This window comes from Rhizobiales bacterium NRL2 (assembly GCA_001664005.1).
Classification (GTDB): Bacteria; Pseudomonadota; Alphaproteobacteria; order Minwuiales; family Minwuiaceae; genus Minwuia.
The window spans coordinates 4,137,673-4,162,889 of the sequence record CP016093.1; the positions used below are offsets into that span (position 1 = coordinate 4,137,673).

The following is a 25,217-nucleotide window of genomic DNA, read 5'->3' on the forward strand; positions in this document are numbered from 1 at the left end:
TCGACGATGCCGTCCCTCTCAGGGGATCAATATACGGCCACATGCAACGAAAGGGCGATTAATTATCCGAACCGTCCGCCCGCCCTCGGCCGGCCAGTTCTCCGCCGGCGCCGTTCATCTCGCGGGCGCGCGCCAGCCAGGGCGGCGGCAGCTTGTTCAGGAAGGCGCGCATGCCGGCCGGCGCTTCGGGACGCCGGAGCAGGCGGATCAGGTGCTGGGCCGCCGTGTCCAGGGTCTCGTCAAGCGCAGCCTCCTCCGTCATCAGCACGATCTCCTTGACCGCCGCGACTGCCGCCGGATCGTTGCGGTCGACCTCGTCCAGCACCGCGGCCAAGATCTCCTCCGCCTCCGTCTCCGTGCGGGCGAGATAATGGCCAACGCCCAGACGGAACGCCTCCTCGCCGCCGATCCGCTGGCCCAGCACGGCGATCCGGCGCAGCTGGCCCGCCCCGATCCGTCGGGCGATGAAGGGCAGGATCTGGGATGGAATGAACCCCACCTTTGGCTCCGGCAGGGCGAACTTCGCGTCAGCCCGGATGATGGCGACATCGGCGCAGCAGGTCATGCCGAAGCCGCCGCCGGCGGCGCCGCCCTCGACCACGGCGACAACCGGAATCGGCATGCGGTCGAGGTCGTGCAGCACGTCGCCGAAGAACCGGTAGGGGCCGAACAGCGGGTCGGTGTCGCCCGGCGCCGGGGCCGGCGGCATCTCCTGCATGGCATTGAGGTCTCCGCCGGCAGAGAAATTTCCGCCCGAGCCGCGCAGGATCAGTACCCGGGCCTCGGCGTCGGCCCGGACGGCGGCCAGCGCTTCCCCGATCTCCTCCATCATTCGGTGGGTCAGCGCGTTGCGGGCCTGGGGCCGGTTGAATGTCAGCCAGGCGCGCGTGCCAACGCGCGCCAGCCGGATGAATTCGAAATCCGGATAGTTCGTCAAATCGCTCCTCCCCTTGGGCGGGGCGGATTTTATCCGCTTTGGCGGCGCAGGCCAGCCCGGGCTCAGTCGGCGGCTTCGCTCGCGGCGACGGGGCCCAGCAGCCACCAGGTGGGCATCATGCCCTTGCCCTTGACCTCGACTTCGCCGCGGGCCTCGAACGCGTAGGCTCCGTCCAGCGCCTCGACGACTTCGCGCGTGACCTGGATACGGCCCGGAGCCCCGGTGGTCTCCATGCGGGAAGCGGTGTTCACGGCGTCACCCCAGAGGTCGTAGAGAAACCGGCTGTCGCCGACCACGCCGGCGATGATCGCCCCGCGCGCCATGCCGATGCGGATGTTCAGCGGCGTCCCGTCCGGCCGGCGGCATTCACTCATGCTCGCCAGCATGTCGAGCGCCAGGCCGGCGGCCGCGCGCGCATCGGCGGTGGAGCCCTTGGGCGCGCCGGCGGCGACCATGTAGGCGTCGCCGATGGTCTTGATCTTCTCGACGCCGTGCTTCCGGGTCAGCCGGTCGAAACGCTCGAAGGTATCCGACAGCATGGCCAGGGTTTCCTCGGGCGCACACTCGGCGGCGATGTTGGTGAAGCCTTCCACGTCGGCGAACAGCACGGTGACATCGGCCAGTTGTTCCACCACCTGGCTTTCCCCGTCGCGGAGGCGCGCGGCCACCGACTTCGGCAGGATCCGGTCGAGCAGTTCGCGCACCCGCGCGCGCTCCCGGTCGATCAGGTCGTTGTTGGCGAAGTCGAGCCGGCGGAGTTTCTCGACCCGGCGCAGCGCGATCAGCCCGATGACGTTCGCGGTGAGCATCAGCATCACCGCATAGATCGCCTGCTGGAAGTCCGGCGGCGGCCAGGCGAGCCCCAGCGTGATGGCGACGAACAGCGCCGTCGCGAGCAGGGCCGTCACCACGGCCTGGATGTAGAAGAACGGAAACAGCGCGTAGATCGCGAAGATGACGATGATGAAGGCGTGGTCCAGCGGCTCGGGATGGCCGCCGTAGACGTTGGCCAGCGCCTGGAAGAGCGTATAGACGAGCGCGCCCAGCATCAGCAGCGCCGGCCATCGCGTACGGAAGTGGCCGGTGTAGCTGAGGCCCAGGATCGCCAGGAACAGGCCGTTGACGCCCAGCGCCCGCACAAGGGCGATGGTCTCCGCGTTCTCCGGAAAGAAGAACAGATCCTGCGGCACGAAGACGAGATTGATGACGATCGTGATCAGGAAGGCCAGGCGGACCGTGCGGAGATTGTCCTCGCGCTGCGTCTCCCGATAGCGCGAATCCCACTCCCGGTCGACAAAGCGAAGTGTCAACGGGTGCATCGGCGGCAGCCCCCGTTCTGCCGTGTCCCGGCCGATATGTGCATGCAGGAATCTCATGACGCCAGCATAGGCCGGGGCTGCCGTGGCGTCAGGTCAAAACGGGTAACATTCTGCAACGCTGCACGGCGGTTGACACACTGCCGGGGCGGCTTCCCGAGCTATGCACAGAATGCAATGCTGCACCTGCGAAGAAAACGATTTCGCGGCAGCATCACTGACCTATATAGGGGGTGAAAGCGGTCGCCCCGAAGCCGCTTCATGGGAGGTCCGGGACAACACGGGTTGAAAGGACTTTGACATGCGACACGAACAGATCGACCACCGCAGCACCGCCGACTACGCGTCCATCGCGCACGGCATGCCGGAATACTACATGCCCTCCTTCGGCGAGATCGACCATGGCATCGCGATCGCGCGCCGGGAGCAGTCCCGCATGATGGCCCGGTGGTTCCGCCAGGTCTTCGCCCGGCTCCGCGCCCGGATCGCCGGCGGCAAGCACCGCGCGGCCTGACGAGACGAACCGCCCGCGCGGCGCGGCGCCCTCCGGCCCGCACGGCGGTTTCTGACGAAGCCCGGCGGAAGGCTTACTTGAAATTCCGCCCCTTCGGCATGGCTTCCCGGGCCGGCTCAGGCCGGCCCAGGCGCCATTCCGGCTTTTCCTCCATACGTCTTCTCGGCGCCTGCGGCCGGCGCACCTCGTCGGCGCGGGCGATGCTTCCATCCACAGCCTCCGGCGGCGCGAGGTCCGGATCCTCGGTCAGCGTGGCCAGTTCCCCGCTCAGGTCGAACAGCCGTTCGGCCACCACGTGGATCACCAGCCCCTCACGCTGCAGCTTCCCCGATACCCCCAGCAGCCTCGACGTCAGCAGCACGCGGCGGAACCGTTCGAACACGTGCGGCCAGACGACGATGTTGGCCACCCCCGTCTCGTCCTCCAGGGTCGCGAAGATGACGCCGCTGGCGCTGCCCGGGCGCTGGCGCACCAGCACCAGTCCCGCGACCACCGTGCGGCGGCCGTCCGGCAGCGCCGAAAGCGCCTGCGCGCGTACTGCGCCATGGGCCCCCAGACGCTCCCGCAGCAGCGCGCAGGGATGGGCGCGCAGCGACAGCCTGAGCCGCTGGTAGTCGGCGACCACTTCTTCCCCCGGCCGCATCTCCGGCAGATCGACGGCCGGTTCCTCGATCAGATCGAAGGGCCGGTTGTGGCCGGCCGCGCCGGCCCGGGCCTCGGCGGCGGCGAACAGCGGCAGCGGTTCGGGCTCCACCGCACGCGCCGCCCAGAGCGCGCGGCGACGGTCGAGCCCCATGGAACCGAAGGCGTCGGCATCGGCCAGCACGCGGAGCGTCGTCTGGTCCAGCCCGGCCCGCCGCGCCAGTTCCTGCACCGTGGCGTAGCCGCCTTCCGGCCGCGCCGCGGCGATGCGGTCCGCCGCCTCCGCGTTCAGCCCCTTGACCAGGCGGAAGCCGAGCCGCACCGCCGTCCCGAGGCCGGTCTTCGGATCGGGCGCCGGCAGGGGCTCCAGCAGGTGGTCCGGCATGGAATGGTTGACGTCGACGGGGCGGACCTCGACGCCATGGTCGCGGGCGTCGCGGACAAGCTGCGCCGGGGCGTAGAAGCCCATGGGCTGGCTGTTCAGGATGGCGGCGCAGAAGACGTCCGGATAATGCCGTTTCAGCCAGGCCGAGACGTAGACCAGCAGGGCGAAGCTGGCGGCGTGGCTCTCGGGAAAACCGTATTCGCCGAAACCCTCGATCTGGCGGAAGCAGCGCTCGGCGAAGTCGCGGTCATAGCCGCGTTCCGCCATGCCCTCGACCAGCTTCTCCTGGAAGGTGTGGATGGTGCCGACCTTGCGGAAGGTGGCCATGGCGCGGCGCAGACGGTCCGCCTCGGAGGGCGTGAAGCCGGCCGCGACGATGGCGATCTGCATCGCCTGCTCCTGGAACAGCGGCACGCCCATGGTCTTGCCCAGCACCCGGCGCAGCTCTTCGGATGGAAAATCCACCTTCTCCTCGCCGTTGCGGCGTCTGAGATAGGGATGGACCATGTCGCCCTGGATGGGGCCGGGGCGGACGATCGCCACCTCGATCACCAGGTCGTAGAAGGTCCGTGGCTTCAGGCGTGGCAGCATGGTCATCTGGGCCCGGCTCTCGACCTGGAAGACGCCGATGGAATCGGCCTCGCAGAGCATGTCGTAGACCGCCGGATCGTCGGGCGGGACCGAAGCCAGGTCCATCGGCCGGCCATAGCTCTCGTCCAGCATGCGGAAGGCCTTGGCGATACAGGTCAGCATGCCGAGGCCGAGCACGTCGACCTTCATCAGGCCGAGCGCGTCCAGATCGTCCTTGTCCCACTGGATGACCGTGCGGTCGACCATCGCCGCATTCTCGACCGGCACCAGCTCCGACAGCGGCCCGCGGCTGATGACGAAGCCGCCGACATGCTGCGAGAGGTGCCGCGGGAAGCCCTGCAGTTCGCGGGCGAGGCGGAGCGCCTCCGCCACGGTCGGATCCGCCGGATCGAGGCCGGCCTCGGCAATGCGGTCGTCCTGCAGCCCTTCCCGCCAGACGCTTTTCGTCATGGCGTCCACCGCGTCCAGCGACAGGCCCAGCGCCTTGCCGACCTCCCGCATGGCGCTCTTCGAGCGGTAGGAGATCACCGTCGCCGCCAGCCCCGCCCGGTCGCGGCCGTATTTTTCGTAGATGTACTGAATCACCTCCTCGCGGCGCTCATGCTCGAAGTCGACGTCGATGTCGGGCGGTTCGTCGCGCTCGGCGCTGACGAAGCGCTCGAACAGCAGGTCCATGCGCGCCGGGTCCACCGAGGTGACGCCCAGGCAGTAACAGACCGCCGAATTGGCCGCCGAGCCGCGTCCCTGGCAGAGGATGCCGCGCTCGCGGGCGAAGCGGACGATGTCGTGGACGGTCAGGAAATAGGGCGCGTAACCCAGCTGTGCGATCAGTTCCAGCTCATGGGCGATCTGCGCCGCCACCTTCGCCGGCAGACCGCCCGGATAGCGGTGCGCCGCGCCCGCGCGGGTGAGCCGCTCCAGGGTCTGTTGCGGGCTCTCGCCGGGCTCGACCACCTCGTCGGGGTATTCGTAGGCCAGTTCGTCGAGTGAGAAGCCCGTGCGCTCCAGAATCTCCAGGGTCCGCATGACCGCTTCGGGCGCGTCGGCGAACAGCCGCGCCATCTCGGCCGGCGCCTTCAGATGCCGCTCGGCGTTGGCGGCCAGCCGCCGGCCGGCCTCGTGGATGGTGCAACCCTCGGCGATGCAGGTCAGCACGTCCTGCAGCCGGCGCCGCTCGGGAACGTGATAGCGCACGTCGTTGGCGGCGATGAGCGGCAGGCCGAAGCGCCGCGCCAGCGCCAGCCGCTCACCCAGGCGGCGGCGGTCGTCGCCCCGGCGGAGCATCCAGGCGGCGAGATAAGCGCGGCCGCCGAAGGCGTCGCGCACCCGGCCGAGGAATCCCTCCTCGGCGGAGAGGGCGATGGCGATCTGGCCCTCGGCGGCAGCGGCCGCGTCCTCGAAATCGAGATGGCATTCGCCCTTCTCCGCCCGCCGCCGGCCCAGCGTGATCAGACGGCTGAGCCGGCCATAGGCGGCGCGGTCCGAGGGGTAGACCAGCATTTCCGCGCCGTCGCGGAAGACCAGCCGGCACCCCGGACGGAAGGGCAGACCGAGGTTCCTGGCCGCCAGATGCCCGCGGACGACGCCCGCCAGGCTGTTGCGGTCGGCGATGCCGATCCCCGCCAGCCCCAGCGCCTGCGCCTGCGCCGCCAGCTCCTCGGCATGGGAGCCGCCCTCCAGGAAGGAGAAATTGCTGGTGATCTGCCATTCGGCGTAAGCGGTCATGATCCTCACATTCCGCCGCGGCAAGATCCCGGCTCTCCGCTCAACGGAGCCCGTCCCGGCCTTGAGCCGGGATGACATCGAGGGGCGGCCTTGATCATTAGTGCCATCCCGCCAGGCCGGGCATCGCGAGACGCGAGACGCGAGGCGTGAGCCGGGACCCCGAACGCGCGACGTCTCCCCCTGGTGTCATCCCGGCCAAGCCGAGCATCGCGAGGCGCGAGCCGGGACCTCCCAGTTCACCCAAGCCGGTCGGAGATATCCCGCCAGTCGGGATTGCTTGTTTCGATCAGTTCGTCCTTCCAGGCGCGCCGCCAGCGCTTCAGGCGCTTCTCCCGGCGGATGGCTTCCTCGACATCGTCGAAGGCCTCGACATGCACGAGACGGCGGATGCGGTACTTGCGGGTATGGGCGATGGCGACGCCTCGGCGGTGTTCGTCCACGCGGCGCGCAAGATCGTTGGTGACGCCGACATAGATGCTGCCGCGCGGCCGGCTGGCGAGAATGTAGGTGAAGTACTGCTTCTTCATCTCTCTTTCCTTTTCGAGGAGGTCCCGGCTCTCCGCTGCGCTCCGGCCGGGATGACACCGTTTGCTCACGCCGCCGCCGCGAGGCGTTCGAACAGGGCCCATTTCTCCTCGGGCGTCATTTCCCGGGCCGCCATGGCCGTCAGGATCTCGCGCAGTTCGGCCTCCAGCGAGCGGCCCTGGATGCGGGCGCGGCGCTTCAGCCGCACGATCACGGCCTCGTCCAGCTTGCGGATCGTCACTGTCGCCATTGTCTCTCTCCTTCTTTCAGAACAGGCCGTGCAGGAACCAGCGCGGCGGCCGCGCGGCGGGCGCGTCATAGAGCCCCTCCCGGTAGAGCCAGAAGCGCCGCCCGTCGGCGCAGTCGACGCGGTAGTAGTCGCGGGTCGCCGCCGCCTCCCGCTCGGGGCTGCGCATGTCGCGCCACCATTCGGGGGCGATGCGCTCCGGCCCCTCCGCCGCGACCACGCGATGGGTGACGCGCCGCCAGCGGAACCGCCGGGGCGGCAGGTCGGGCAGACCGGCCACCGCCTCCACCGGCTCCGGTTCCGCCAGCAGCCGCGCCGGCCTGGGCGGGGTACGGGACCAGCGCTCGGCCCGTATGCGGACGCCGGGGGCGACACGGCGCTCGGCCCGCTCGGGCAGATGGCTGTCGCCGGGACGCAGCATGGCCACGCTGCCGGCTCCCAGCCGGTTGGCCAATCGGTCGGCCAGCCGGCCGAGCCCGTCCACCGGCGCGGCGCGGCGGTCCAGCCGGGGCTCGGCGGCGGCCAGCGGTTCGGTGCGCGGCGCGGCCAGGATCATGGCGTCGATGCCGAAGCCGGGATCGAGTTCGGCCAGCTTCTCCGCGAACAGCCGCTCCCAGTGCCCGGCATCGCGCATGGCCCGGGCGCAGCCCACGGTCAGCACCGAGACGCCGCCGTCGGCGAGATAGGCCGCAAGGTCAAGACGGCGCGCGCCGCGGCGCTCCTTCGCCAGCCATTCGGCCATGCGCGCGATCAGCCGGCCGGCGGTGCGGGCGATGTCCCCGGCCGCGCCGATGGGCTCGCCGAAATCGGCGCGGACACGGAACTCCGGTGTAGGCAGCAGCGGCGAGATAGGCTCGCCCGCCCGCCCCAGCGCCCGGTCGAGGCGGCGCATGACCTCGGTTCCGAAGCGCCGGCCCAGACTTTCGCGCGGCAGGCGGTAGAGTTCGCCGATGCGGTGAAGGCCCAGGCGGCGGAGCCCTTCGACGGTCTGCGCGTCCAGGCGCAGCGCCGCCACCGGCAAGGCGGCGAGCCGCACCATGGTCCCGCCCGGCGGCGCGATGACCCCCGCCCCGCCTTCCGCGGCCGCATCACCGAAATGGGCCAGCGCCCAGGCTGCGCCGGGCGTGTCCGCCAGGGCGAGGCGAACCGTGATCCCGGCCCCGTCGAAACGCTTCGCCATGTCGTCCAGCATCGCCGTCTCGCCGCCGAAGAGATGATCGCAGCCCGTGCTTTCCAGGATCAGCCCCTCGGAGCCGTCCAGGGCCGTCCAGGGGCTGTAGCGGCCCGCCCAGCGCGCCAGCACCGCCAGCGCCTCCGCGTCCGCCTCAGGCTCGGCCGGCGCGGTCCTGAGCGAGGGGACCACGGCGCGGGCGTCGGCCAGGGTCATGCCGGGAGACAGCCCCGCCGCGACGGCGGCCGGACTCACCGCCTGCAGGCGCTGGCCGCCCCGGGCGGCATGGGTCAGCGCCAGCGGACCGCCGGGTGCGCCGGCCTCAAGCCGTTCCCTGCGATCGGTCGGCCAGTGGGGCAGCCAGATCGAAACATAGCGTTTGCTCATCGTGGCGAAGGGTCCAGTCTGCGGCGCGGCCGCCGCGGCAGCGCCAGAGGGAGAGGTGGAGGTGAAGGGGGCCCGGCAACGGCATCTCGCCGGCGCTTTCGGGCGGGACCAGGGGTTCGGCGCGCCAGCGGGTCAGCGCCGCGCCGGGCGCGCGGTCCCCCGCGGGACCGCGCAAGAGCAGACCCATCGCCTTCCCCTTCTGGGCGGCGAGCTGCAGCCGGCGGGTCTCGGTCATGCCGATGGCCGGCGTTTCCGCGACCGCCGCGGCCACCGCGCCGGAGGCGAGCGCCTCCTCCATCGCCCATTGGGCGTCCCGCTCCCGTTTCGCGGTAACGAACAGCACCCGGGCCGGATCGACGCCCCGCCCGGCGAGGCCGGGTCCGTAGAGCCGCCCCCGCTCCCGCGCGCCATCGGCCGTCTGGCACCAGAGGACCGGGCGGTCTTCCGCCTCCCGCGCCAGCAGGCGGCGGACAAGGAAAAGCGCGAACCCGGTCTCCATCAGGCCGGCGATCTCGTGCAGGCCGACGAGCGGCAGCCCGCCCCATGGCAGATGCCGGTCCAGCGCGGCGACGCCCGTCGGCAGCGCGGGCCGCCACGGCTCGCCCTCGGGCGCCAGGTCGGAGAGCTGCCGCTTCAGCCAGGCGAGCCGTTCACGGTCTCCCGCGTCGGTCTCCGGACGCGCCGGCCGGTCGATGTTGCGATAGCTTCCCATGCCGCCGTTCCGTTCTCATCAGCCTATTTGTTCTATTTTTGTTCTTACCAACAGGCGGCCGCAGAGTCAATTGGAAGGGAGGGCTGCGCGGCGAGGCACTTGACGCCGCCGGACGCCCGTGCCGTCTTCCCGCCATCGCAAGGACAGGCCGCAAGACGGGGAGGCGCCAATGGATTACGAACACATCATCTACGCGGTCGAGGACGGGATTCTCACGATCACGCTCAACCGCCCCGACAAGCTCAACGCTTTCACCGAGCAGATGCGCACCGAGATCATGGACGCCCTCGACAAGGCGGACGCCGACGACGACGTGCGCGCCATCATCTTCACCGGCGCGGGCCGGGGCTATTGCGCCGGCGCCGACCTGAGCCGGGGCGGCAGCACCTTCGATTATTCCAAGCGCGGCTATGCGGAAGGCGAAGTCGTCCGCGACGGCGGCGGCGTGATGACGCTGCGCATCTATCAGTGCAAGAAGCCGGTGATCGGCGCCATCAACGGCCCGGCGGTCGGCGTCGGCTCCACCATGCAGCTTCCGATGGACATCCGCATCGCCTCCGAAAAGGCGCGTTTCGGCTTCGTCTTCGCCCAGCGCGGCGTGGTGCCGGAGGCCTGCTCGTCCTATTTCCTGCCGCGTCTGGTCGGCATTTCCCAGGCGCTGGACTGGGCCTATTCGGGCCGCGTCTTCGAGGCCGACGAGGCCCTGAAGGGCGGCCTGGTGAAGGAAGTCGTGCCCCACGACCAACTCCTGCCCCGCGCCCGCGAGATCGCGAAGAGCTACATGGAGCGCAGCTCCGCCGTCTCGGTGGCCATGATCCGCGCCATGTTCTGGCGCCTGCTGGCCGCCGATCACCCGATGGAGGCGCACCAGATCGACAGCCGGGGCATGGTCGCCATGGGCGCCGCGGCGGACGCGCAGGAAGGCGTCAGCTCCTTCCTTGAAAAGCGCGCGCCGAACTTCACCATGAAGCCCTCGCAGGACATGCCGGACTTCTATCCGTGGTGGGAAGAGCCGGAGTTCAAGTAAGGGGGAACCGCACACCCGGGGATGGCATGGCTGGCCGGGTGTGCGGCTCCGGGAGTGAAGGGATGACCGAATACGTTCTCCACAACCGCCGGGGTTCCGGCGGCTTCGCGGTCGAGGCGGCGCTGGCCATGGCCGGCGCGGATTTCCGGCTGGCCGACATCGATGCCCCGGTCAGCACGCCGCTGCCCGATAGCTTCCGCGCCATCAATCCCTGGAAGCAGGTGCCCGTCCTCGACCTGCCCGACGACACGCGGATGACGGAGACGGCGGCGATGCTGATCCATATCGCCGACGCCTTCCCCGCAGCCGGCATCGCGCCAGCGCCGGAGTCGCCCGACCGCGCGCAGTTCCTGCGCTGGATCGCGTTTCTGGCGACAAACGTCTACGAGAGCGTCCTGCGCCGCGTCTATCCCGAGCGCTATACGGACGATCCGTCGGGCACAGGGGCGGTGGCCAGCGCCGCAACCCGGCGCGGGATGGAAGCGCTCCGGGTGGTGGAGGACGCGATCGGCCTGCACGGCGTCCTGCTGGGCGAGCAGTTGTCGGTCGCCGACGTCTATCTCGCCATGCTGCACCGCTGGGTCGACAAGCGGGAAGAACTGCCCCGCTGCACGGCGCTGCGCCGGAGCGTCGCCCGGGACGAGGTCGTCGGGCCGGTCTGGCGCAGGCATTTCGAGCGGCAGGGGTGAAGAACCGGCCTCCTCGGGCCTGAAACCTACCCCATCGCAGCCGGTTTCGGCCCGCCGCTCGCCCAGTCGAGCAGTTCGACCGTGTGCACGACCGGGGCGCCGACCGCGCCCTGAAGCTGGGTCATGCAGCCGATGTTCCCCGCCGCCACGACGTCCGGCGCGGTGCGGCGGATATGCTCGGCCTTGCGCGCCTTCAGCTTCTCCGCCAGCACCGGCTGCATCAGGTTGTAGGTCCCGGCGGAACCGCAGCAGAGATGCGGTTCCATGGGCTCGACGACACGGAACCCCGCGGCGCGCAGCAGGTCCTTGGGCGGATCCACGATCTGCTGACCATGGCGGAGCGAGCAGGCCGAATGGTAGGTCACCGCGACATCCGACGGCGCCGCGGCGCCGTCGGGCAGGCCGAGTTCGGCCAGGAGTTCGGTGACGTCGACGGCGAGTTCGGAGACCCGCGCCGCGCGCCCGGCCCACTCGGCATCGTTGCGCAGCATGAAGCCGTAGTCCTTCACTGTCGTGCCGCAGCCCGAGGCGTTGATCACGATGGCGTCCAGCCCCTCGTCTTCGGCCTCGCGGCTCCAGGCCGCGACATTGGCCTTCACCGAAGCGTGCGCCGCGTCCTCCATGCCCATGTGATGGGTAAGCGCGCCGCAGCAGCCCGCGCCCTCCGCTACCACCACATCGCAGCCGAGCCGGTTGAGCAGGCGGATCGTCGCCCCGTTGATGGCCGGGTTCAGCACCTGCTGGGCGCAGCCGGCGAGCAGGGCCACGCGCTTCCGCCGCTCCCCCGGTGCCCGGTGTACCTGGGGCCGGTCGACGCCTGAGGGCGTCGGCAGCGAGCGGGGCGCCAGCGCCAGCATCGCCTTCAGCCGCCCCGGCATCATCCGCGCAAAAGGCCGGCCGGCCATGGCGCCGATCAGCGCCAGGCGGAACCGCTTCGGATGGGGCAACAGCCAGGCCAGCAACCTCCGCAGCGCCCGGTCGGTCAGGGGCCGCCGGTGGTGTTCTTCGATATACGCCCGCGCGTGATCGACCAGGTGCATGTAGTGCACACTCGCCGGACAGGTCGTCATGCACGACAGGCACGACAGACAGCGGTCGATATGGGTGACCACCTGCGGCTCCGGCGCGCCGCCGCGCTCCAGCATGTCGCGGATCAGATAGATGCGCCCGCGCGGGCTGTCCCGCTCGTCGCCCAGCAGCACGTAGGTCGGGCATGTCGCGGTGCAGAAGCCGCAATGGACGCAGGAGCGCAGGACCTCGTTGGAGCGCTCGTAGGCCGGATCCGCGAGCTGGACGAGAGAGAAGTTCGTCTGCATCAGACGCCCTCCACCATGCGGCCCGGATTGAGCACGCACTTCGGGTCGAAGCCCTCCTTGATACGGCGGGAGAGCGCGGCGACGGGCGCCGCTTCCGGCTCGAAGACGGGCACGCTCATGCGCACGCCGTCCGGCGCGCGCATCAGCGTGGCGTGGCCGCCGTTCAGCCCCTGCCGCACGATAACAGCGCGGGCGTCATCGCCGGGCTCGACGGCGAGCCAGACCAGCCCGCCGGCCCAGTCGAGATAGCCGTCGCCGCCCGTCTCAGCCATCGCGCGGTCCAGCCAGGCGCCGCCGTCGGTCGCCGGCAGGGAGACCCGCCAGAGCGCCCGGTCACGGCCCAGCAGCGGCTGCACGTCCCGGATCTCGGTCCAGAATTCGCCCGAGCGATGGCCATGCAGTTCCTCGACCCCGCCACGCCCGGCGAACATCGCCTTCAGCGCCCCGGCGCGGTGTTCGACCGACGGCCCCGGTCCCTCGACGCGGATCGCGGTCACCGAGGTCCCGGCCCCGGCGACGTAGTCCACGGTCGATTCCATGGCGATCGCGGCCGGCAGGTGGCAGAGGCCGGTCACCTCGTGCGGCGCGCCGGCGGCCTCCGCCATCGCCGCCGCCGCCTCCGCCACGCCGAGGCCGAAGACCATCACGGTCCAGGTCTTCTCCGGCGCCGGCAGCACCTTGAAGGTGACTTCCGAAAGCGCGGCCAGCGTGCCGAAGCTACCGCAGACCAGCTTGGAGAGATCGTAGCCCGTGACGTTCTTTACCACGCGGCCGCCGGACTTGAAGATCTCGGCGCGGCCGGAGACGCCGCGGAAGCCCAGCAGATGATCGCGCGCCGCACCCGCCCGGAAGCGCCGCGGCCCGGCGAGGTTGCAGGCGAAGACGCCGCCGATCGTACCGCCGGCCTGCGCGTGGCCGTAGATCCGGCCCAGATGGGGCGGCTCGAAGGCCAGCATCTGCCGCTTCGCCGCCAGCGCCGCCTCGATCTCGTCCAGCGGGGTCCCCGCGCCGGCGCTCATCACCAGTTCCTCGGGCTCGTAGAGGCGGATGCCCGAGAGCGCCGACAGGTCCAGCCGCCGGTCCGCTGCGGCGGGCCGGCCGAAGCCGCGCTTGGTGCCCTGCCCCGCCACCTCCAGCGGCGCGCCACTGGCCACCGCCTCGGCGACGCACTCACGCAGGTGCTCCTCGTTCAGGGGCTTCATGTCAGCGGCCATCGGGATTTCCTCGACGCGTCCCGGCCCCGAGCCGGGACCCATGCCTGAGCATCTCCGGTGACGCAGCGAGGGCGGAAAGGCTCTGGCGTGGGTCCCGGATCGGCGCTGCGCGCCGCCCAGGACGCGGGAATATCAGAGTCAGAACCATCAGAAACGCGGCAGGTCGGGGAACGGCATCTTGCCGCCATGAATGTGCATGCGGCCGAGCTCGGCGCAGCGGTGCAGCGTCGGGAACACCTTGCCGGGATTGAGCAGGCCGTCGGGGTCGAAGGCGCATTTCAGCCGCTGCTGCTGGTTGAGGTCGACCTCGGTGAACATCGTCCCCATCAGGTCGCGCTTCTCGACGCCGACGCCGTGCTCGCCGGTCAGCACACCGCCCACCTCGACGCAGAGCCGCAGGATGTCGGCGCCGAAGTCCTCGGCACGTTCCAGTTCGCCCGGTTCGTTGGCGTCATAGAGGATCAGCGGATGCAGGTTGCCATCGCCGGCGTGGAAGACATTGGCGACGCGCAGGCCGTACTTCTCGCTCATCTCCGTCATGCGGGCCAGCACGTGGGGCAGCCGGGCGCGCGGGATCGTACCGTCCATGCAGTAATAGTCCGGCGAGATCCGCCCCACCGCGGGAAAGGCCGCCTTGCGGCCGGCCCAGAAGTTCAGCCGCTCGGCCTCCGAGGTGCTGACCCGGAGCGAGACCGCGCCGCGCTTCTCGCAGAGCCCGCGCACGATCTCCGTCAGGTGATCGACCTCGACCGCCGGCCCGTCGAGCTCGATGATCAGCAGCGCCTCCACATCCAGCGGATAGCCGGGATGACAGAAGGCCTCGGCGGCGTGAATGGCCGGCCGGTCCATCATCTCCATGCCGGCCGGTATGATGCCGGCGCCGATGATGTCGGCGACGCAGGCTCCGCCCGCCTCGACGCTGTCGAAGCCGACCAGCAGGCCGCGGGCCACCTCGGGCCGGCGCAGGATGCGGACGGTGACCTCGGTGACCACGCCCAGCAGACCCTCCGAGCCCGTCAGCACGCCGATCAGGTCATAGCCCGGCTGATCCAGGTGCCGCCCGCCCAGGCGGATCACCTCGCCGTCCATCAGCACGACCTCCAGGCCCAGGATGTTGTTGGTGGTCAGGCCGTATTTCAGGCAGTGCACGCCGCCCGAATTCTCGGCGACATTGCCGCCGATGGAGCAGGCGATCTGGCTGGACGGGTCCGGCGCGTAGTAGAAGCCCTCCCCTCCACCGCCTGGCTGATGGCGAGGTTGGTCACACCGGGCTGCACCACGGCGGCGCGGTTCGGGTAGTCGATCTCCAGCACGCGGTTGAGCTTGGCCAGCCCCAGCAGCACGCCGTCGGCCAGCGGCAGCGCGCCGCCCGAGAGCGAGGTGCCGGCGCCGCGGGGCACCACCTTGACCCCGGCGGCCTTGCAGAGCGTCAGGATGCGGCTCACCTCGGCAGTCGTCTCCGGCAGCACGGCGATCATCGGCGGCTGGCGGTAGGCGGTCAGCCCGTCGCATTCGAAGGCGCGCAGCGCCGCCTCGTCGACGACGACGCTGTCGGACGGCAGGAATTCGCGGAATCGGGCGACCAGTTCGCTGCGCTGGCTCAGCGCGGCCTGATCGGGTTCCGGCATCTGCATGGTTCGGGCTCCCTTGCTGCGGGGGCCATCCTACAACAGGCCGTGGCCCGCGAGGCAACGCTCCAGGTTCCCGGGATCCCGGAAGTGATGGACGCGGAACCCGAGCCGCTCGGCGGCGGCGATGTTGGCCGCCGAATCGTCGACGAACAGCGTCCGCCGCGGCTCGAGCCCGCAGGCCCGGACGGCGTGATGGAAGATCGCCGGGTCGGGCTTGATCAGCTTGACCTGGCCAGAGACCACGATATGGCCGAAATGGCCGAGAAAGCCGAAGCGCTCGAGCGCGAAGGGAAAGGTTTCCGCCGACCAGTTGGTCAGCGCATGCAGGCGGACGTCATTGGCCTTCAGCCGCTCCAGCAGCGCCACCGAGCCCTCGATGGCGCCGGGCAGCATCTCCGGCCAGCGGGTCCAGAAGGCCTCGATCTCGTCGGCATACCAGGGATGGCGCGCCGCCAGCGCGGCGACATTGTCCTGGAAGCGCTCGCCGGCGTCATGCCGCGCGTTCCAGGCCGGCGTGCAGACGACCGAGAGGAAGTGCTCCATCTCCCGCGGACGTCCGGCGAAGAGGCGGCGGTAGAGATGGCGCGGATCCCAGGCGATCAGGACATTGCCCAGATCGAACAGGACGGTGTCGACGGGGTTGCCGCGGACGGCATCCGCGGCGGCGGCCATGGGCCGCGCGGGCCCGGGCGGCGTCAGCCCTGGCGGGCCTTCATGCGCGGGTTGCGCTTGTTGATCACATAGATCCGGCCCTTGCGGCGGATCATGCGGCAGTTGCGGTCGCGCGACTTGGCGGACTTCAGCGAGCTCAGAACCTTCATCGTCTCTCTCCGTGGGGCGCCCGGCCATGGGGCAGCCGTCGCGAATGTTCGGAAGTCGCGCTTTCTAGTGGGCCGGCCGGGGGCTGTCAACCGCAGGGCGGCTGCGGCGGCGCGGCTTGTGCGCAACGGGCCGGAAACCCCCTTGCAGGGGCCGCGCGGCATCGCTATAGAACCGCTCTCGCCCCGCCGGTCCCGGCCGCGCCGGGGGAGACCCTTGGGGGCGCGTAGCTCAGTGGGAGAGCACTACGTTGACATCGTAGGGGTCGCTGGTTCAATCCCAGCCGCGCCCACCATTTATCCCCAACCATTGCCAATCGATCGACGGCCTGATCTGCATCCGTCGCGCAACCCGGCCATCCGCGCTAGCATGATGGGGTTCGCGTGCACGAAGACGAGGCAGCGATACCATGCCTGTCCGCTACGAGAAGAACGCCTATGACCCGCCCGACGCGAAGCGGGACGGCGTGCGCATTGTCGCCACGCGTTACTGGCCGCGCGGGCTGAAACGGGAGGCGGCCGACCTCTACCTGCCCGATCTGGCGCCGTCGACCGAGTTGCTGCACGCCTTCCGGGATGAAGAGATCACCTGGCAGGCCTTCGCGAAGCGCTACCGCGAGGAGATGAAGGGCCAGACCTCCCACCTGCGCACCCTGAACTGGCTGAGCGAGCGGGCGGGCCGGCGGCTGACCGTCCTCTGCACCTGCGAGACCGCCGAGCGTTGCCACCGCCGCCTGCTGGCCGGGCTGATCGAGAAAGCCGGCTGACAGCGACGCCCGCGGGCCACGTGCCCGGAAATCGCCGTTCAAATCCTGGGCGCCGTGGACTAGATATCGGGAACATTCGTTCAGGGCGCTGTCCGGCCGGCATGTGGGGAGACATGCCGGGGATTGCGGCTGCGGCCGCCGGAAGCGGCGCCCGGGACGGCGGGAAACGGGGAGAGATCATGACCGAACATGCAAATGCCGCCACGCGTCCCGACTGCGACGTGGTCGTGGTGGGCGCGGGCTTCGCCGGGATCTACGCGCTGTGGACGGCGCGGCAGCGGGGCCTGAGCGTCCGCGGCTTCGAGAGCGCCTCGGACGTGGGCGGCACCTGGTACTGGAACGCCTATCCCGGCGCGCGCTGCGACGTCGACAGCTATTCCTACGCCTACTTCTTCGACAACGAGGTGGTGCGCGAATGGAGCTGGTCGGACATCTGCGCCGAACAGCCGGAGATCCAGAACTACCTCCGCTTCGTCGCCGAACGCTGCGGCGTCATCGGCGACATCACCTTCGAGACCCGGGTCACCGGCGCCGAGTTCATGGAAGAATCCGGGCTCTGGCGGGTCCGCACCTCGGGCGGCGAGGAAGTCCTCTGCCGCTATCTCGTCCTCGCAGTGGGCGCGCTGTCGCAGCCCAAGGCGCCCGACATCGAGGGTGTCGACAGCTTCGCCGGCGAGGCCTATTTCACCTCGTCCTGGCCCAGGGACCGGGAGGTCGACCTCCGCGGCAAGCGCGTCGGCGTCATCGGTACGGGCTCGTCGGGCGTGCAGGCGATCCCCGAGATCGCCAAGGTCGCCAGCGAGGTCGTGGTCTTCCAGCGCACGGCGAACTTCGTGACGCCCACCGGCGGCGGCCCGATGGACCCGGAGAAGGTGGCCGGCCTGCGCCAGGATCCGCAGGCGGTGCGGCAGGGCATGCGCGAGACCTATGGCGGCACCTACCCGCCCAGCATGGGCGACCTGCGCTTCAGCGACCTGGACGAGGCAGGCCGGGAGCGCGAGCTCTGGAAGGCCTGGGAGGGCGACTATGTCCAGCTCGCCTTCCTCGACGCCCACACGCCGGAAGCCAACGAGGCGATCTCCGCGTTCATCCGACAGCGGATGCTGGAGCAGGTAAACGACCCCTGGACCGCCGAGCGGCTGGTGCCCTGGGACCACCCCTATGGCGGCAAGCGGCCCTGCCGCAGCGACGTCTACCTGCAGACCTACAACCAGCCCCATGTCCGGCTGGTGCACCTGCCGGATACGCCGATCGAACGCATCGTGCCGGCGGGCATCGTGACCTCGGAGGAGACGTTCGAACTCGACGTGATCGTCTACGCGACCGGCTTCGACGCGCTTTCCGGCCCGGTCCGCGCCATGAACATCGCCGGCATCGACGGCGTACGGATGAACGACGTCTGGGCGGACGGGCCGGTGAACTATCTGGGGACGATGGTGCACGGCTTCCCGAACCTGTTCCTGCCGTCCAGCGCCATGTCGCCGTCGGTGCTGTCGAACATGGCGACCCTGGCCGAGCAGCAGGTCGACTTCATCTTCGACACCGTCGCCTGGCTGGAGGAGAACGGCCGGCCGGCGCTTCATCCCAGGGCGGAATCCCAGGAATTCTGGGCCGACGAGACCCTGCGCTACGCCAGGCGCGTGCCCGGCGCCCTGACCACGGACAGCTGGTACAACGGCGCCAACGTGCCGGGCAAGCCACGCCGCTACATGGTCTATCGCGGCGGTTTCAAGCGCTACAACGAGACCTGCTACGCCGAACTGGAAAACGGCTTTCCGGGCTATGAACTGATCGCCTTGGACGCCGCCTGACGCGGCCGCGGGACCGCCGCGCCGGCAGTGCGGCGGTCCCTGCGCATTCCGCTTGTGTTTCCGCGCGTCCGGTCCACCTAATGGCGCGCCCCGGTCGGTGTGCAGTCCGGGGCATTCCCGCCATCTCTTTCCAGACCGGAAGGTTCAAGGAAATGCGAACGCTCATCATTGTCATGGGCCTGACGGCGCTGGTCTCGTTCGGGGCCCGCGCGGAGAATCTCTACTTCCTTCTCATCAACCAGAGCAGCGCGGACATCGTCGAGTTCCATGTCTCACCGCCCGATGCGTCCCGCTGGACGGACAATCTGATCCCGGACGGCTACGTCCTGCCGGCCGGCAACGAGGTCGAGGTCGCCATCGAGGACGGCCAGGATCACTGCGCCTACGACATCCGCGCGGTCTTCGCCGACGGCGAGGTCTTCGAGGAGTACGATACCGACCTCTGCGAACTGGGGCAGTGGACCTTCACCGACTGAACCGCCGCGATCGTGCGGGCTACGCGCGAGACTGATTTTTCTACTCGCGGGTCAGCATTGTCATCCTTTCATGGCATCGGGCGCCGTCCTTTGGCATACTCCGCCCGCGCCGGGCCGCGTAATGGCCCGGCCGGGGAGGCATTCGATGACTGATTTTGCAGACACGCCGGCCGGCTGCGGCCGGCCTGAACGAGGCGGCGCATGAGCGGGCCGCTGGAGGGAATCCGCGTCCTCGACCTGACGCGCTTCGCCGCCGGTCCGCACGCGACCCAGATGATGGGCGATTCCGGCGCCGACGTGGTCAAGGTCGAGGGCCTGACCGGCGACGGCATGCGCATGGCCGATTCCAAGGTCGGCAAGCCCGACAGCATGTTTTTCATGACCATCAACCGCGCCAAGCGCAGCCTGTCGGTCGATCTGCGCAACGAGGACGGCAAGGCGGTGCTGCGGGAACTCGTCACCCGGGCCGACATCCTGGTGGAGAACTTCCGTCCCGGCGTGATGGAGGATATGGGCTTCGGCTGGGAAACGCTGCAGGAAATCAATCCACGGCTGATCATGGTACGGGTCTCCGGCTTCGGCCAGGAAGGGCCCTGGGCCAAACGCGCCTCCTACGATCCGGTGATCCAGGCGCTGTCCGGTTTCCAGGAGCTGACGGGGTCGCCCGACGGCCCGCCCACGGTCTGCGGCACGGTCGTGACGGACTATCTCACCGGCCTGCACGCCGTGATCGGCGCGGTCACCGCGCTGCAGGGACGCGAGCGTACCGGCCGCGGCCAGTGGGTCGACGTCTCCATGCTGGACGCGGCGACCAGCCTGCTGATGACAGCCATCCCGGAGTACCTCCATCTCGGTCAGGTCCGGACCCGGCGCGGCAACAAGAACCCGGTTTCCGTGCCGTCGCACTGCTTCGAGTGCGCCGATGGCCGGTTCGTCCACATCACCGCCTGGACCGACGGCGAGTTCGCCAAGCTGTCCAGGGCGATGGGGATGCCGGAACTGCTGGAGGATCCGCGCTTCGCCGACATCGACAACCGGGTCGCCAACGAAAAGGCGATCGAGAAGATCATCGCCGACTGGATGATGCAGTTCGACGCCGCGGAGGTCGAACGCCGTTTGATGGCGATGAGCCTGCCGGCGGCGCGGGTCGCGACCATCGCCGAGGTCGCCGAGAACCCGCAATTGCAGCATCGGGGACACATCGTCGAGGTGGAGCACGCCAGCCAGGGACGCCTACCGGTGGCGGGGCCCGCAATCCGTTATTCCGACAGCCCCTTGCCTGCGGTGCACAAGGTGCCGATGCTGGGCGAGCATAGCGCCGAGGTGCTGCGCGAGTGGCTGGACTACGACACGGCGCGCATCGACGCGCTGGAGACGGCCGGCGTGATCCGGACGGCGGCAGGGGGCCGCTGACGGAGACACCGACCGGACGCAAGGAGCCGGCGGCAACCGCCGCGGCGCATCGTTCGTGGGGGAACGGTGGGCCGGCGCGGCGGGAACGCGGTCGGGTGCCGAAGCGTCAGAGGCCGGCGACGGTCGCCGGCATTCGTGCAACGGGCGCCAAGCCCACAACGGGGAGGAGAAGACATGCAGACCCTGATCAGGAATATCGCGCCGGTGGCGTTCGCGGCGGCGCTTGTCGTCGTCGGCGTCTCGCAGGCCCGCGCCGAATGCGACGAGGTCTTCACGCTGAAGTACCACAACGCCTATCCGCCGACGCTGGCGCTCTACAACAAGGTCGGCGCCGGCTTCAAGGAGCGCGTCGAGAAGTGGTCCGACGGCTGCATCAAGTTCGAGAACTATGATTCCGGCGCCCTGACCTCGGTCGCCGGCATGGTCGACGCCACCGACCAGGGCATCATCGACATCAGCCACAGCTGGGGTGCGTTCTACGTTGGCGACATCCCCGAAGGGGACATCGAGATCGGCCTGCCGCTGGCCTGGGGCGAGACCTACGAAGCCTATGACGCCTACTACAACCGCGGTCTGAAGGAAGTCATCGCGGAGGCCTATGAGAGCCGCTTCAACGTCAAGCACTTCCCCTCGATCATCGGGCTGGAATACGTCATCGCGACCCGCGAGGAGATCAGCGGTCTCGAAGACCTGAAGGGCATGAAGCTGCGCGCGCTCGGCGTCTACGGCGAGATGGCGCAGCAGCTCGGCGCATCTGCAGTGGTCATTCCGGGCGGTGAGCTCTACTCCGCGCTGCAGCTCGGCACCATCGACGGTCTGATCTACGGCGCCGAAGCCATCGTCGCCCAGGGCCTCCAGGAGTTCCTGAAGACCGCGATCGTGGAGCCGAACCTGAACGCCGGCGCCGGGCACTGGCTGTTCAACCGCGACACCTGGGAGAGCCTGCCGCCGAACCTCCAGAACGTGATCAACATGGCCGTCGATTACGGCAACCTGGCCGGCGCCATGGACTACCGGGTGGTCGAGGCCAAGAACATCGGCGTGCTGGCGCGCGACGGCGTCAAGCTGCTCGAACTCTCCGGCGAGGAGCAGGCGCGGCTGAACGGGATCGCCGTGGAGATGTGGAACAAGATCGCCGAGCGTTCCGAACTCGCCGCCAAGGGCGTCGAGATCGTGAAGCAGCAGCAGCGTGAGTTCGGTCAGATCGACTGACGCAACCGGCTTCGGCGGCGGCCCGCGTGGCCGCCGCCGGACCGTTCCGGCCGCCGGCCCCGGAACCGGCCGGCGTTCCGGATGTCCCCAATCCTGGAGAATGGCCCGATGGATCGGCTGAAGTCGATCGACAGGATCAGCGGCTGGATGTCGGTGATCTCGTCCTGGACACTGCTTGCAATGACCCTGATCGTCGGCTTCGAGGTGGCGGCCCGCTACCTCTTCAACAGCCCGACCATCTGGGCGTGGGATGTCAACGTGCAGCTGATGATGCTGCTGCTCATGTTCGGCGTCGCCGAGGCCTACCGCCGCGACGCCCATGTGCGCGTCGACATACTGACCGGGGCGCTTCCGCCGCGCGGCCGCGCCATTCTCGACGTGCTCTACGCACCGGTCTTCTTCCTGATCACGGTGATCATCGTCTGGACCGGCTGGGAGTATTTCCACCAGGCCTTCGAGCGCGGCCAGACCGCGCCCACGATCCTGGCCCCGCCGCTCTGGCCCATCAAGTTCGCCATACCGCTGGGCGGCGCGGTCCTGTTGCTGACGGGCGTGGCGAAGCTGATCCGTGACCTGCGCGTCGTCTTCCGCGGCGCCGAAGACGAGAGCGGCGAGGGCGGACGATGAGCCCGGAACTGATCACCGTCCTGATCTTCGCCAACCTGATCCTGTTCCTGGCGACGGGCTTTCCGGTCGCCTTCTCCCTGATCGGCATCTCGCTGATCTGGATCCTGATCCTGCACGGCGACCGGGCGCTCGGCATGGTGCCGTCGACCATCTTCGACACCGCCACGACCGACATCTTCATCGCGGCGCCACTGTTCATCTTCATGGCGATCGCGCTCTACCGCGTCGGCATCGGCAACCTGATCTACGAGGCGATCCATCACTGGACCGCCGGCGTGCCCGGCGGACTGGCCATCGGCACGGTCGCGGCGGCCGCGCTGATCGCAGCCATGACCGGCATCGGCGGCACGGCCGTCCTCGTCCTCGGCGTGCTGGCCATTCCGGAGATGCTCCGCCGCGGCTACAACGTCCGTCTCGCCATCGGCGGCCTGCCGCCGGGCGGCGCGCTGGGCGTCCTGATTCCGCCCACCGTGATCGGCGTGCTGCTGGGCGGTTTCACCGGCATTCCGGTCGGCCATCTGTTCTTCGGCGCAGCCGTGCCCGGCCTTCTGATCGCCGTGTTGTTCTGCATCTACATCCTGATCCGCTGCACGATGAACCCCGAACTGGCGCCGCGGCTGGCCAAAGAGGATCGGCCACCGATGCGCGAGAAGCTGATCGCGACCAGCCGTATCGCCTTGCCGATGGTGCTGATCGCCGTGGTCCTCGGCAGCATCTGGCGCGGCGTGGCGACACCGTCGGAAGCCGCGGGCATCGGCGCGCTCGGCACGCTGGTGATCGCATTGGGCATGGGCCGGCTGAACTTCCGTGCGCTCAGGGAGATGCTGGCCGACGCAGGCCAGGTTTCGGTGATGGTTCTGACCCTGGTCGTCGGCGGCGCGCTTTTCTCACGCCTGCTGCAGTTCTCGGGATCGGCGCGGATGATCTCCGACCTGATGGTCGGCATCGACGTCGGCGTCTACGGCACGCTTCTGATCTTCCTCGGCCTGGCGATCCTGCTGGGCATGTTCATCGATGGCGCAGCGATCATCTTCATCGTCACGCCGATCATGATGCCGGTGGTCGAATCCATGGGCATCCATCCCGTCTGGTTCGGCGTCATGCTGATGATCGCGGTGGCGATCGGCTATGTGACCCCGCCCTTCGGCATGAACCTGTTCTACCTGAAGGGGATCATCGAGCAGATCAAGGGCACGCCCGGCTGCGAGGTTCTGAACCGCGTCGGCGTCCGCGACATCTGGATGTCGTGCCTGCCCTATGTCGTGGTGATGATCCTGGCGCTGCTGCTGGTGCTGCTGTTCCCGGGGCTGGCGACCTGGCTGCCGGGCCACATGTAGGCTGCGCCCGGCCGGGGAGGGCCGGACGCCGGAAACAACGAACCGGGGAGGAGTGAAGACATGGCCGAGGAAGTCATCAAGGCGGGCGGGACCCCGCATTATCCGGAGGGCGTGGCCGTCGTGGTCGGCGGTTCGGGCGGCATCGGCCGCGGCTGCTGCGAGCGGCTCGCCGCGCACGGCACCGACGTCGCGCTGACCTACCGCAACAACAAGGCCAAGGCCGACGACGCCGTGGCCGCGATCCAGGCGGCGGGCCGGAAGGGCCACGCGGCGCCGCTCGACCTTTCCGACCGGGACGCGGTCGTCCGCTATTTCGACGATGTGGCCGAGCGCTTCGGCGCCATCCACACCGTCGTCTTCGCTGTCGGCGCCGACATCACCATGGCCTATGTCGGCGACATCGACCCCGACGAGTGGGAACGCACGATCGAGGGCGACCTGAACGGCTTCTACCGCGTGTTCCGCGCCAGCCTGCCCCACCTGCGCAAGCAGGGCGGATCCTATGTGGCGCTGACGTCCGCCGGCATTCCCCGCCATCCGCCGCGCGACATCCTGTCGACCGTTCCGAAGGCGGGCATCGAGGCGCTGGTGCGCGGCATCGCCCGCGAGGAGGGCCGCTACGGCATCCGCGCCAACGCGATCCAGCTCGGCGTGATCGACGCCGGCCTGTTCGACCGGATCAGGGAGCAGGTCTCCGACAAGTTCGTCGAGGCGATGAAGAACAACACCGCGCTGCGCCGCTTCGCCTCCGCGCACGAGGTGGGCGACGCCGCCGTCTATCTCTCGTCGTCGGTCGGCAGCTTCATCACCGGCCACAGCCTGCTCTTCGACGGCGGCTACGCGGTCTGACAGAATGAAGCGGTCACCATACAGGGAGGGACGGCCATGACGGAGAGGAAGGGCATACTGCCCTCCATGCGCCTCGACGGCATGACGGCGCTGGTCACCGGCGCCGGCCGCGGCATCGGGCGCGGCTGCGCCCAGGCGCTGGCGGAGGCGGGCGCGGAGGTGATCTGCGTCTCGCGGACCCGCTCCGAACTGGACGAACTGGTCGCCGACATTAAGGCGCTTGGCGGCAAGGCCCGGGCCGAGACCTGCGACGTCTCGGAACCCGAACAGATCGAGGCACTTTTCGAAGGGCTGGAGCGGCTCGACGTGCTGGTCAACAACGCGGGCATGAGCACGGTCCATCCGGTCGCCGAGATCCCGGTCGAGAACCTGGACCGCATGCTGAACGTCAACTGCCGCGGCATGGTGCTGGTCGCCAAGGGCGCGGCGCGCATCATGGAGCGCCAGCAGAGCGGCGTGATGATCAACCTGTCGTCGACCTACGGCAAGGTCGGCCGCGCGACCAACTCGGTCTACGCCGCCACCAAGCACTTCGTCGAGGGTTTCACCAAGTCGATCGCGCTGGAGCTGGCGCCGAAGGGTGTCCGTGTCTGCGCCATCGGCCCGACCGCGATCGAGACGCCGATGACCACCGACCGGCTGAACGACCCCGTCTACGGGCCGGATCTGCTGGCGCGCATCCCCATGGGCCGCTTCGGTCAGGTGCAGGACGTCGTGGGCGCGGTCGTCTTCCTCGCCTCGCCGGCCGCGGCGCTGATCACCGGCACCACGATCATGGTCGACGGCGGCTGGACGGCACAGTAATGGGCCTGGACCGCTTCGCTGAGAATCCTTCGCATTGACGCTCGACGGTCCGGGACGACGGAACTAGTTTCCGC

General features: G+C 69.4%; 23 protein-coding genes, 1 tRNA gene and 1 pseudogene. 13 read left to right on the forward strand and 12 right to left on the reverse strand.

What is annotated here, in order from left to right; all coding sequences use genetic code 11:
• Positions 1-58: 58 nt before the first annotated feature.
• Complete coding sequence (locus tag TEF_19345; protein ID ANK82710.1) at positions 59-937, reverse strand: hypothetical protein; 879 nt, start codon at positions 935-937, stop codon at positions 59-61.
• 62 nt (positions 938-999) lie between these two features.
• Positions 1,000-2,256 carry a hypothetical protein gene (locus tag TEF_19350; GenBank protein ID ANK82711.1) on the reverse strand — a complete coding sequence of 419 codons (1,257 nt, stop codon included), beginning with the start codon at positions 2,254-2,256 and terminating at the stop codon, positions 1,000-1,002.
• A gap of 298 nt (positions 2,257-2,554) precedes the next feature.
• On the opposite strand from TEF_19350, the gene TEF_19355 reads away from it, so the two are divergent.
• Positions 2,555-2,767: a hypothetical protein gene (locus TEF_19355; protein ANK82712.1), complete on the forward strand. Its 213-nt coding sequence runs from the start codon at positions 2,555-2,557 to the stop codon at positions 2,765-2,767.
• 73 nt (positions 2,768-2,840) lie between these two features.
• Here TEF_19355 and TEF_19360 read toward each other — a convergent pair whose 3' ends face one another.
• The 5 genes from TEF_19360 to TEF_19380 form a co-directional block, all read right to left on the reverse strand.
• On the reverse strand, positions 2,841-6,110 hold the full coding sequence (locus tag TEF_19360; GenBank protein ANK82713.1) for an error-prone DNA polymerase: 3,270 nt from the start codon (positions 6,108-6,110) through the stop codon (positions 2,841-2,843).
• A 236-nt stretch (positions 6,111-6,346) separates the two neighbouring features.
• On the reverse strand, positions 6,347-6,637 hold the full coding sequence (locus tag TEF_19365; protein ANK82714.1) for an excinuclease ABC subunit C: 291 nt from the start codon (positions 6,635-6,637) through the stop codon (positions 6,347-6,349).
• A 65-nt stretch (positions 6,638-6,702) separates the two neighbouring features.
• Positions 6,703-6,885, reverse strand: coding sequence for a hypothetical protein (locus TEF_19370; GenBank protein ANK82715.1), 183 nt, complete (start codon positions 6,883-6,885; stop codon positions 6,703-6,705).
• A gap of 16 nt (positions 6,886-6,901) precedes the next feature.
• Entirely contained in the window at positions 6,902-8,347 is a 1,446-nt protein-coding gene (locus TEF_19375) for a hypothetical protein (protein ANK83614.1), read from the reverse strand.
• 28 nt (positions 8,348-8,375) lie between these two features.
• Positions 8,376-9,152: a hypothetical protein gene (locus TEF_19380; protein ID ANK82716.1), complete on the reverse strand. Its 777-nt coding sequence runs from the start codon at positions 9,150-9,152 to the stop codon at positions 8,376-8,378.
• A 169-nt stretch (positions 9,153-9,321) separates the two neighbouring features.
• Between TEF_19380 and TEF_19385 the strand changes: the two genes are divergently transcribed.
• Together TEF_19385 and TEF_19390 are read left to right on the forward strand one after the other, a co-directional pair.
• Positions 9,322-10,179, forward strand: a complete 858-nt coding sequence (locus TEF_19385) for an enoyl-CoA hydratase (protein ID ANK82717.1) — start codon at positions 9,322-9,324, stop codon at positions 10,177-10,179.
• Between the two features lie 62 nt (positions 10,180-10,241).
• Positions 10,242-10,868, forward strand: coding sequence for a hypothetical protein (locus TEF_19390; GenBank protein ANK82718.1), 627 nt, complete (start codon positions 10,242-10,244; stop codon positions 10,866-10,868).
• 26 nt (positions 10,869-10,894) lie between these two features.
• Here the strand turns inward: TEF_19390 and TEF_19395 are convergent, their stop codons facing one another.
• The 5 genes and pseudogenes from TEF_19395 to TEF_19415 form a co-directional block, all read right to left on the reverse strand.
• Positions 10,895-12,184, reverse strand: a complete 1,290-nt coding sequence (locus TEF_19395; protein ID ANK82719.1) for a 2-hydroxy-acid oxidase — start codon at positions 12,182-12,184, stop codon at positions 10,895-10,897.
• On the reverse strand, positions 12,184-13,398 hold the full coding sequence (locus TEF_19400; GenBank protein ID ANK83615.1) for a 2-hydroxy-acid oxidase: 1,215 nt from the start codon (positions 13,396-13,398) through the stop codon (positions 12,184-12,186). The genes TEF_19395 and TEF_19400 overlap by 1 nt, the downstream gene beginning before the upstream one ends.
• Before the next feature lie 147 nt (positions 13,399-13,545).
• Positions 13,546-15,032: pseudogene (locus TEF_19405) on the reverse strand (glycolate oxidase subunit GlcD).
• A 30-nt stretch (positions 15,033-15,062) separates the two neighbouring features.
• Complete coding sequence (locus TEF_19410) at positions 15,063-15,701, reverse strand: hypothetical protein (GenBank protein ID ANK82720.1); 639 nt, start codon at positions 15,699-15,701, stop codon at positions 15,063-15,065.
• 23 nt (positions 15,702-15,724) lie between these two features.
• A complete protein-coding gene (locus tag TEF_19415; GenBank protein ID ANK82721.1) occupies positions 15,725-15,850 on the reverse strand; it encodes a 50S ribosomal protein L36 in 126 nt (41 codons plus the stop codon).
• Between the two features lie 218 nt (positions 15,851-16,068).
• Between TEF_19415 and TEF_19420 the strand changes: the two genes are divergently transcribed.
• The 10 genes from TEF_19420 to TEF_19465 all read left to right on the forward strand — a co-directional run bounded on the left by TEF_19420 (position 16,069) and on the right by TEF_19465 (position 25,143).
• Positions 16,069-16,143 (forward strand) — tRNA-Val (locus TEF_19420).
• Positions 16,144-16,257: 114 nt separating this feature from the next.
• Positions 16,258-16,614 (forward strand): hypothetical protein, encoded by a 357-nt coding sequence (locus TEF_19425; GenBank protein ID ANK82722.1) that lies wholly within the window; start codon positions 16,258-16,260, stop codon positions 16,612-16,614.
• A gap of 179 nt (positions 16,615-16,793) precedes the next feature.
• The gene (locus tag TEF_19430) at positions 16,794-18,425 is read left to right on the forward strand and encodes a hypothetical protein (GenBank protein ID ANK83616.1); all 1,632 of its coding nucleotides are present in this window, start codon (positions 16,794-16,796) and stop codon (positions 18,423-18,425) included.
• Positions 18,426-18,577: 152 nt separating this feature from the next.
• Positions 18,578-18,901: a hypothetical protein gene (locus tag TEF_19435; protein ID ANK82723.1), complete on the forward strand. Its 324-nt coding sequence runs from the start codon at positions 18,578-18,580 to the stop codon at positions 18,899-18,901.
• A 201-nt stretch (positions 18,902-19,102) separates the two neighbouring features.
• The gene (locus TEF_19440) at positions 19,103-20,314 is read left to right on the forward strand and encodes a hypothetical protein (protein ANK82724.1); all 1,212 of its coding nucleotides are present in this window, start codon (positions 19,103-19,105) and stop codon (positions 20,312-20,314) included.
• A 174-nt stretch (positions 20,315-20,488) separates the two neighbouring features.
• Positions 20,489-21,526 (forward strand): hypothetical protein, encoded by a 1,038-nt coding sequence (locus tag TEF_19445; GenBank protein ANK82725.1) that lies wholly within the window; start codon positions 20,489-20,491, stop codon positions 21,524-21,526.
• Positions 21,527-21,634: 108 nt separating this feature from the next.
• Positions 21,635-22,153, forward strand: coding sequence for a hypothetical protein (locus tag TEF_19450; protein ANK82726.1), 519 nt, complete (start codon positions 21,635-21,637; stop codon positions 22,151-22,153).
• Positions 22,150-23,490 carry a hypothetical protein gene (locus TEF_19455; GenBank protein ID ANK82727.1) on the forward strand — a complete coding sequence of 447 codons (1,341 nt, stop codon included), beginning with the start codon at positions 22,150-22,152 and terminating at the stop codon, positions 23,488-23,490. Before TEF_19450 ends, TEF_19455 begins: the two co-directional genes overlap by 4 nt.
• Before the next feature lie 60 nt (positions 23,491-23,550).
• Positions 23,551-24,339, forward strand: coding sequence for a hypothetical protein (locus tag TEF_19460; protein ID ANK82728.1), 789 nt, complete (start codon positions 23,551-23,553; stop codon positions 24,337-24,339).
• A 36-nt stretch (positions 24,340-24,375) separates the two neighbouring features.
• Positions 24,376-25,143: a hypothetical protein gene (locus TEF_19465; protein ANK82729.1), complete on the forward strand. Its 768-nt coding sequence runs from the start codon at positions 24,376-24,378 to the stop codon at positions 25,141-25,143.
• Positions 25,144-25,217: the final 74 nt, after the last annotated feature.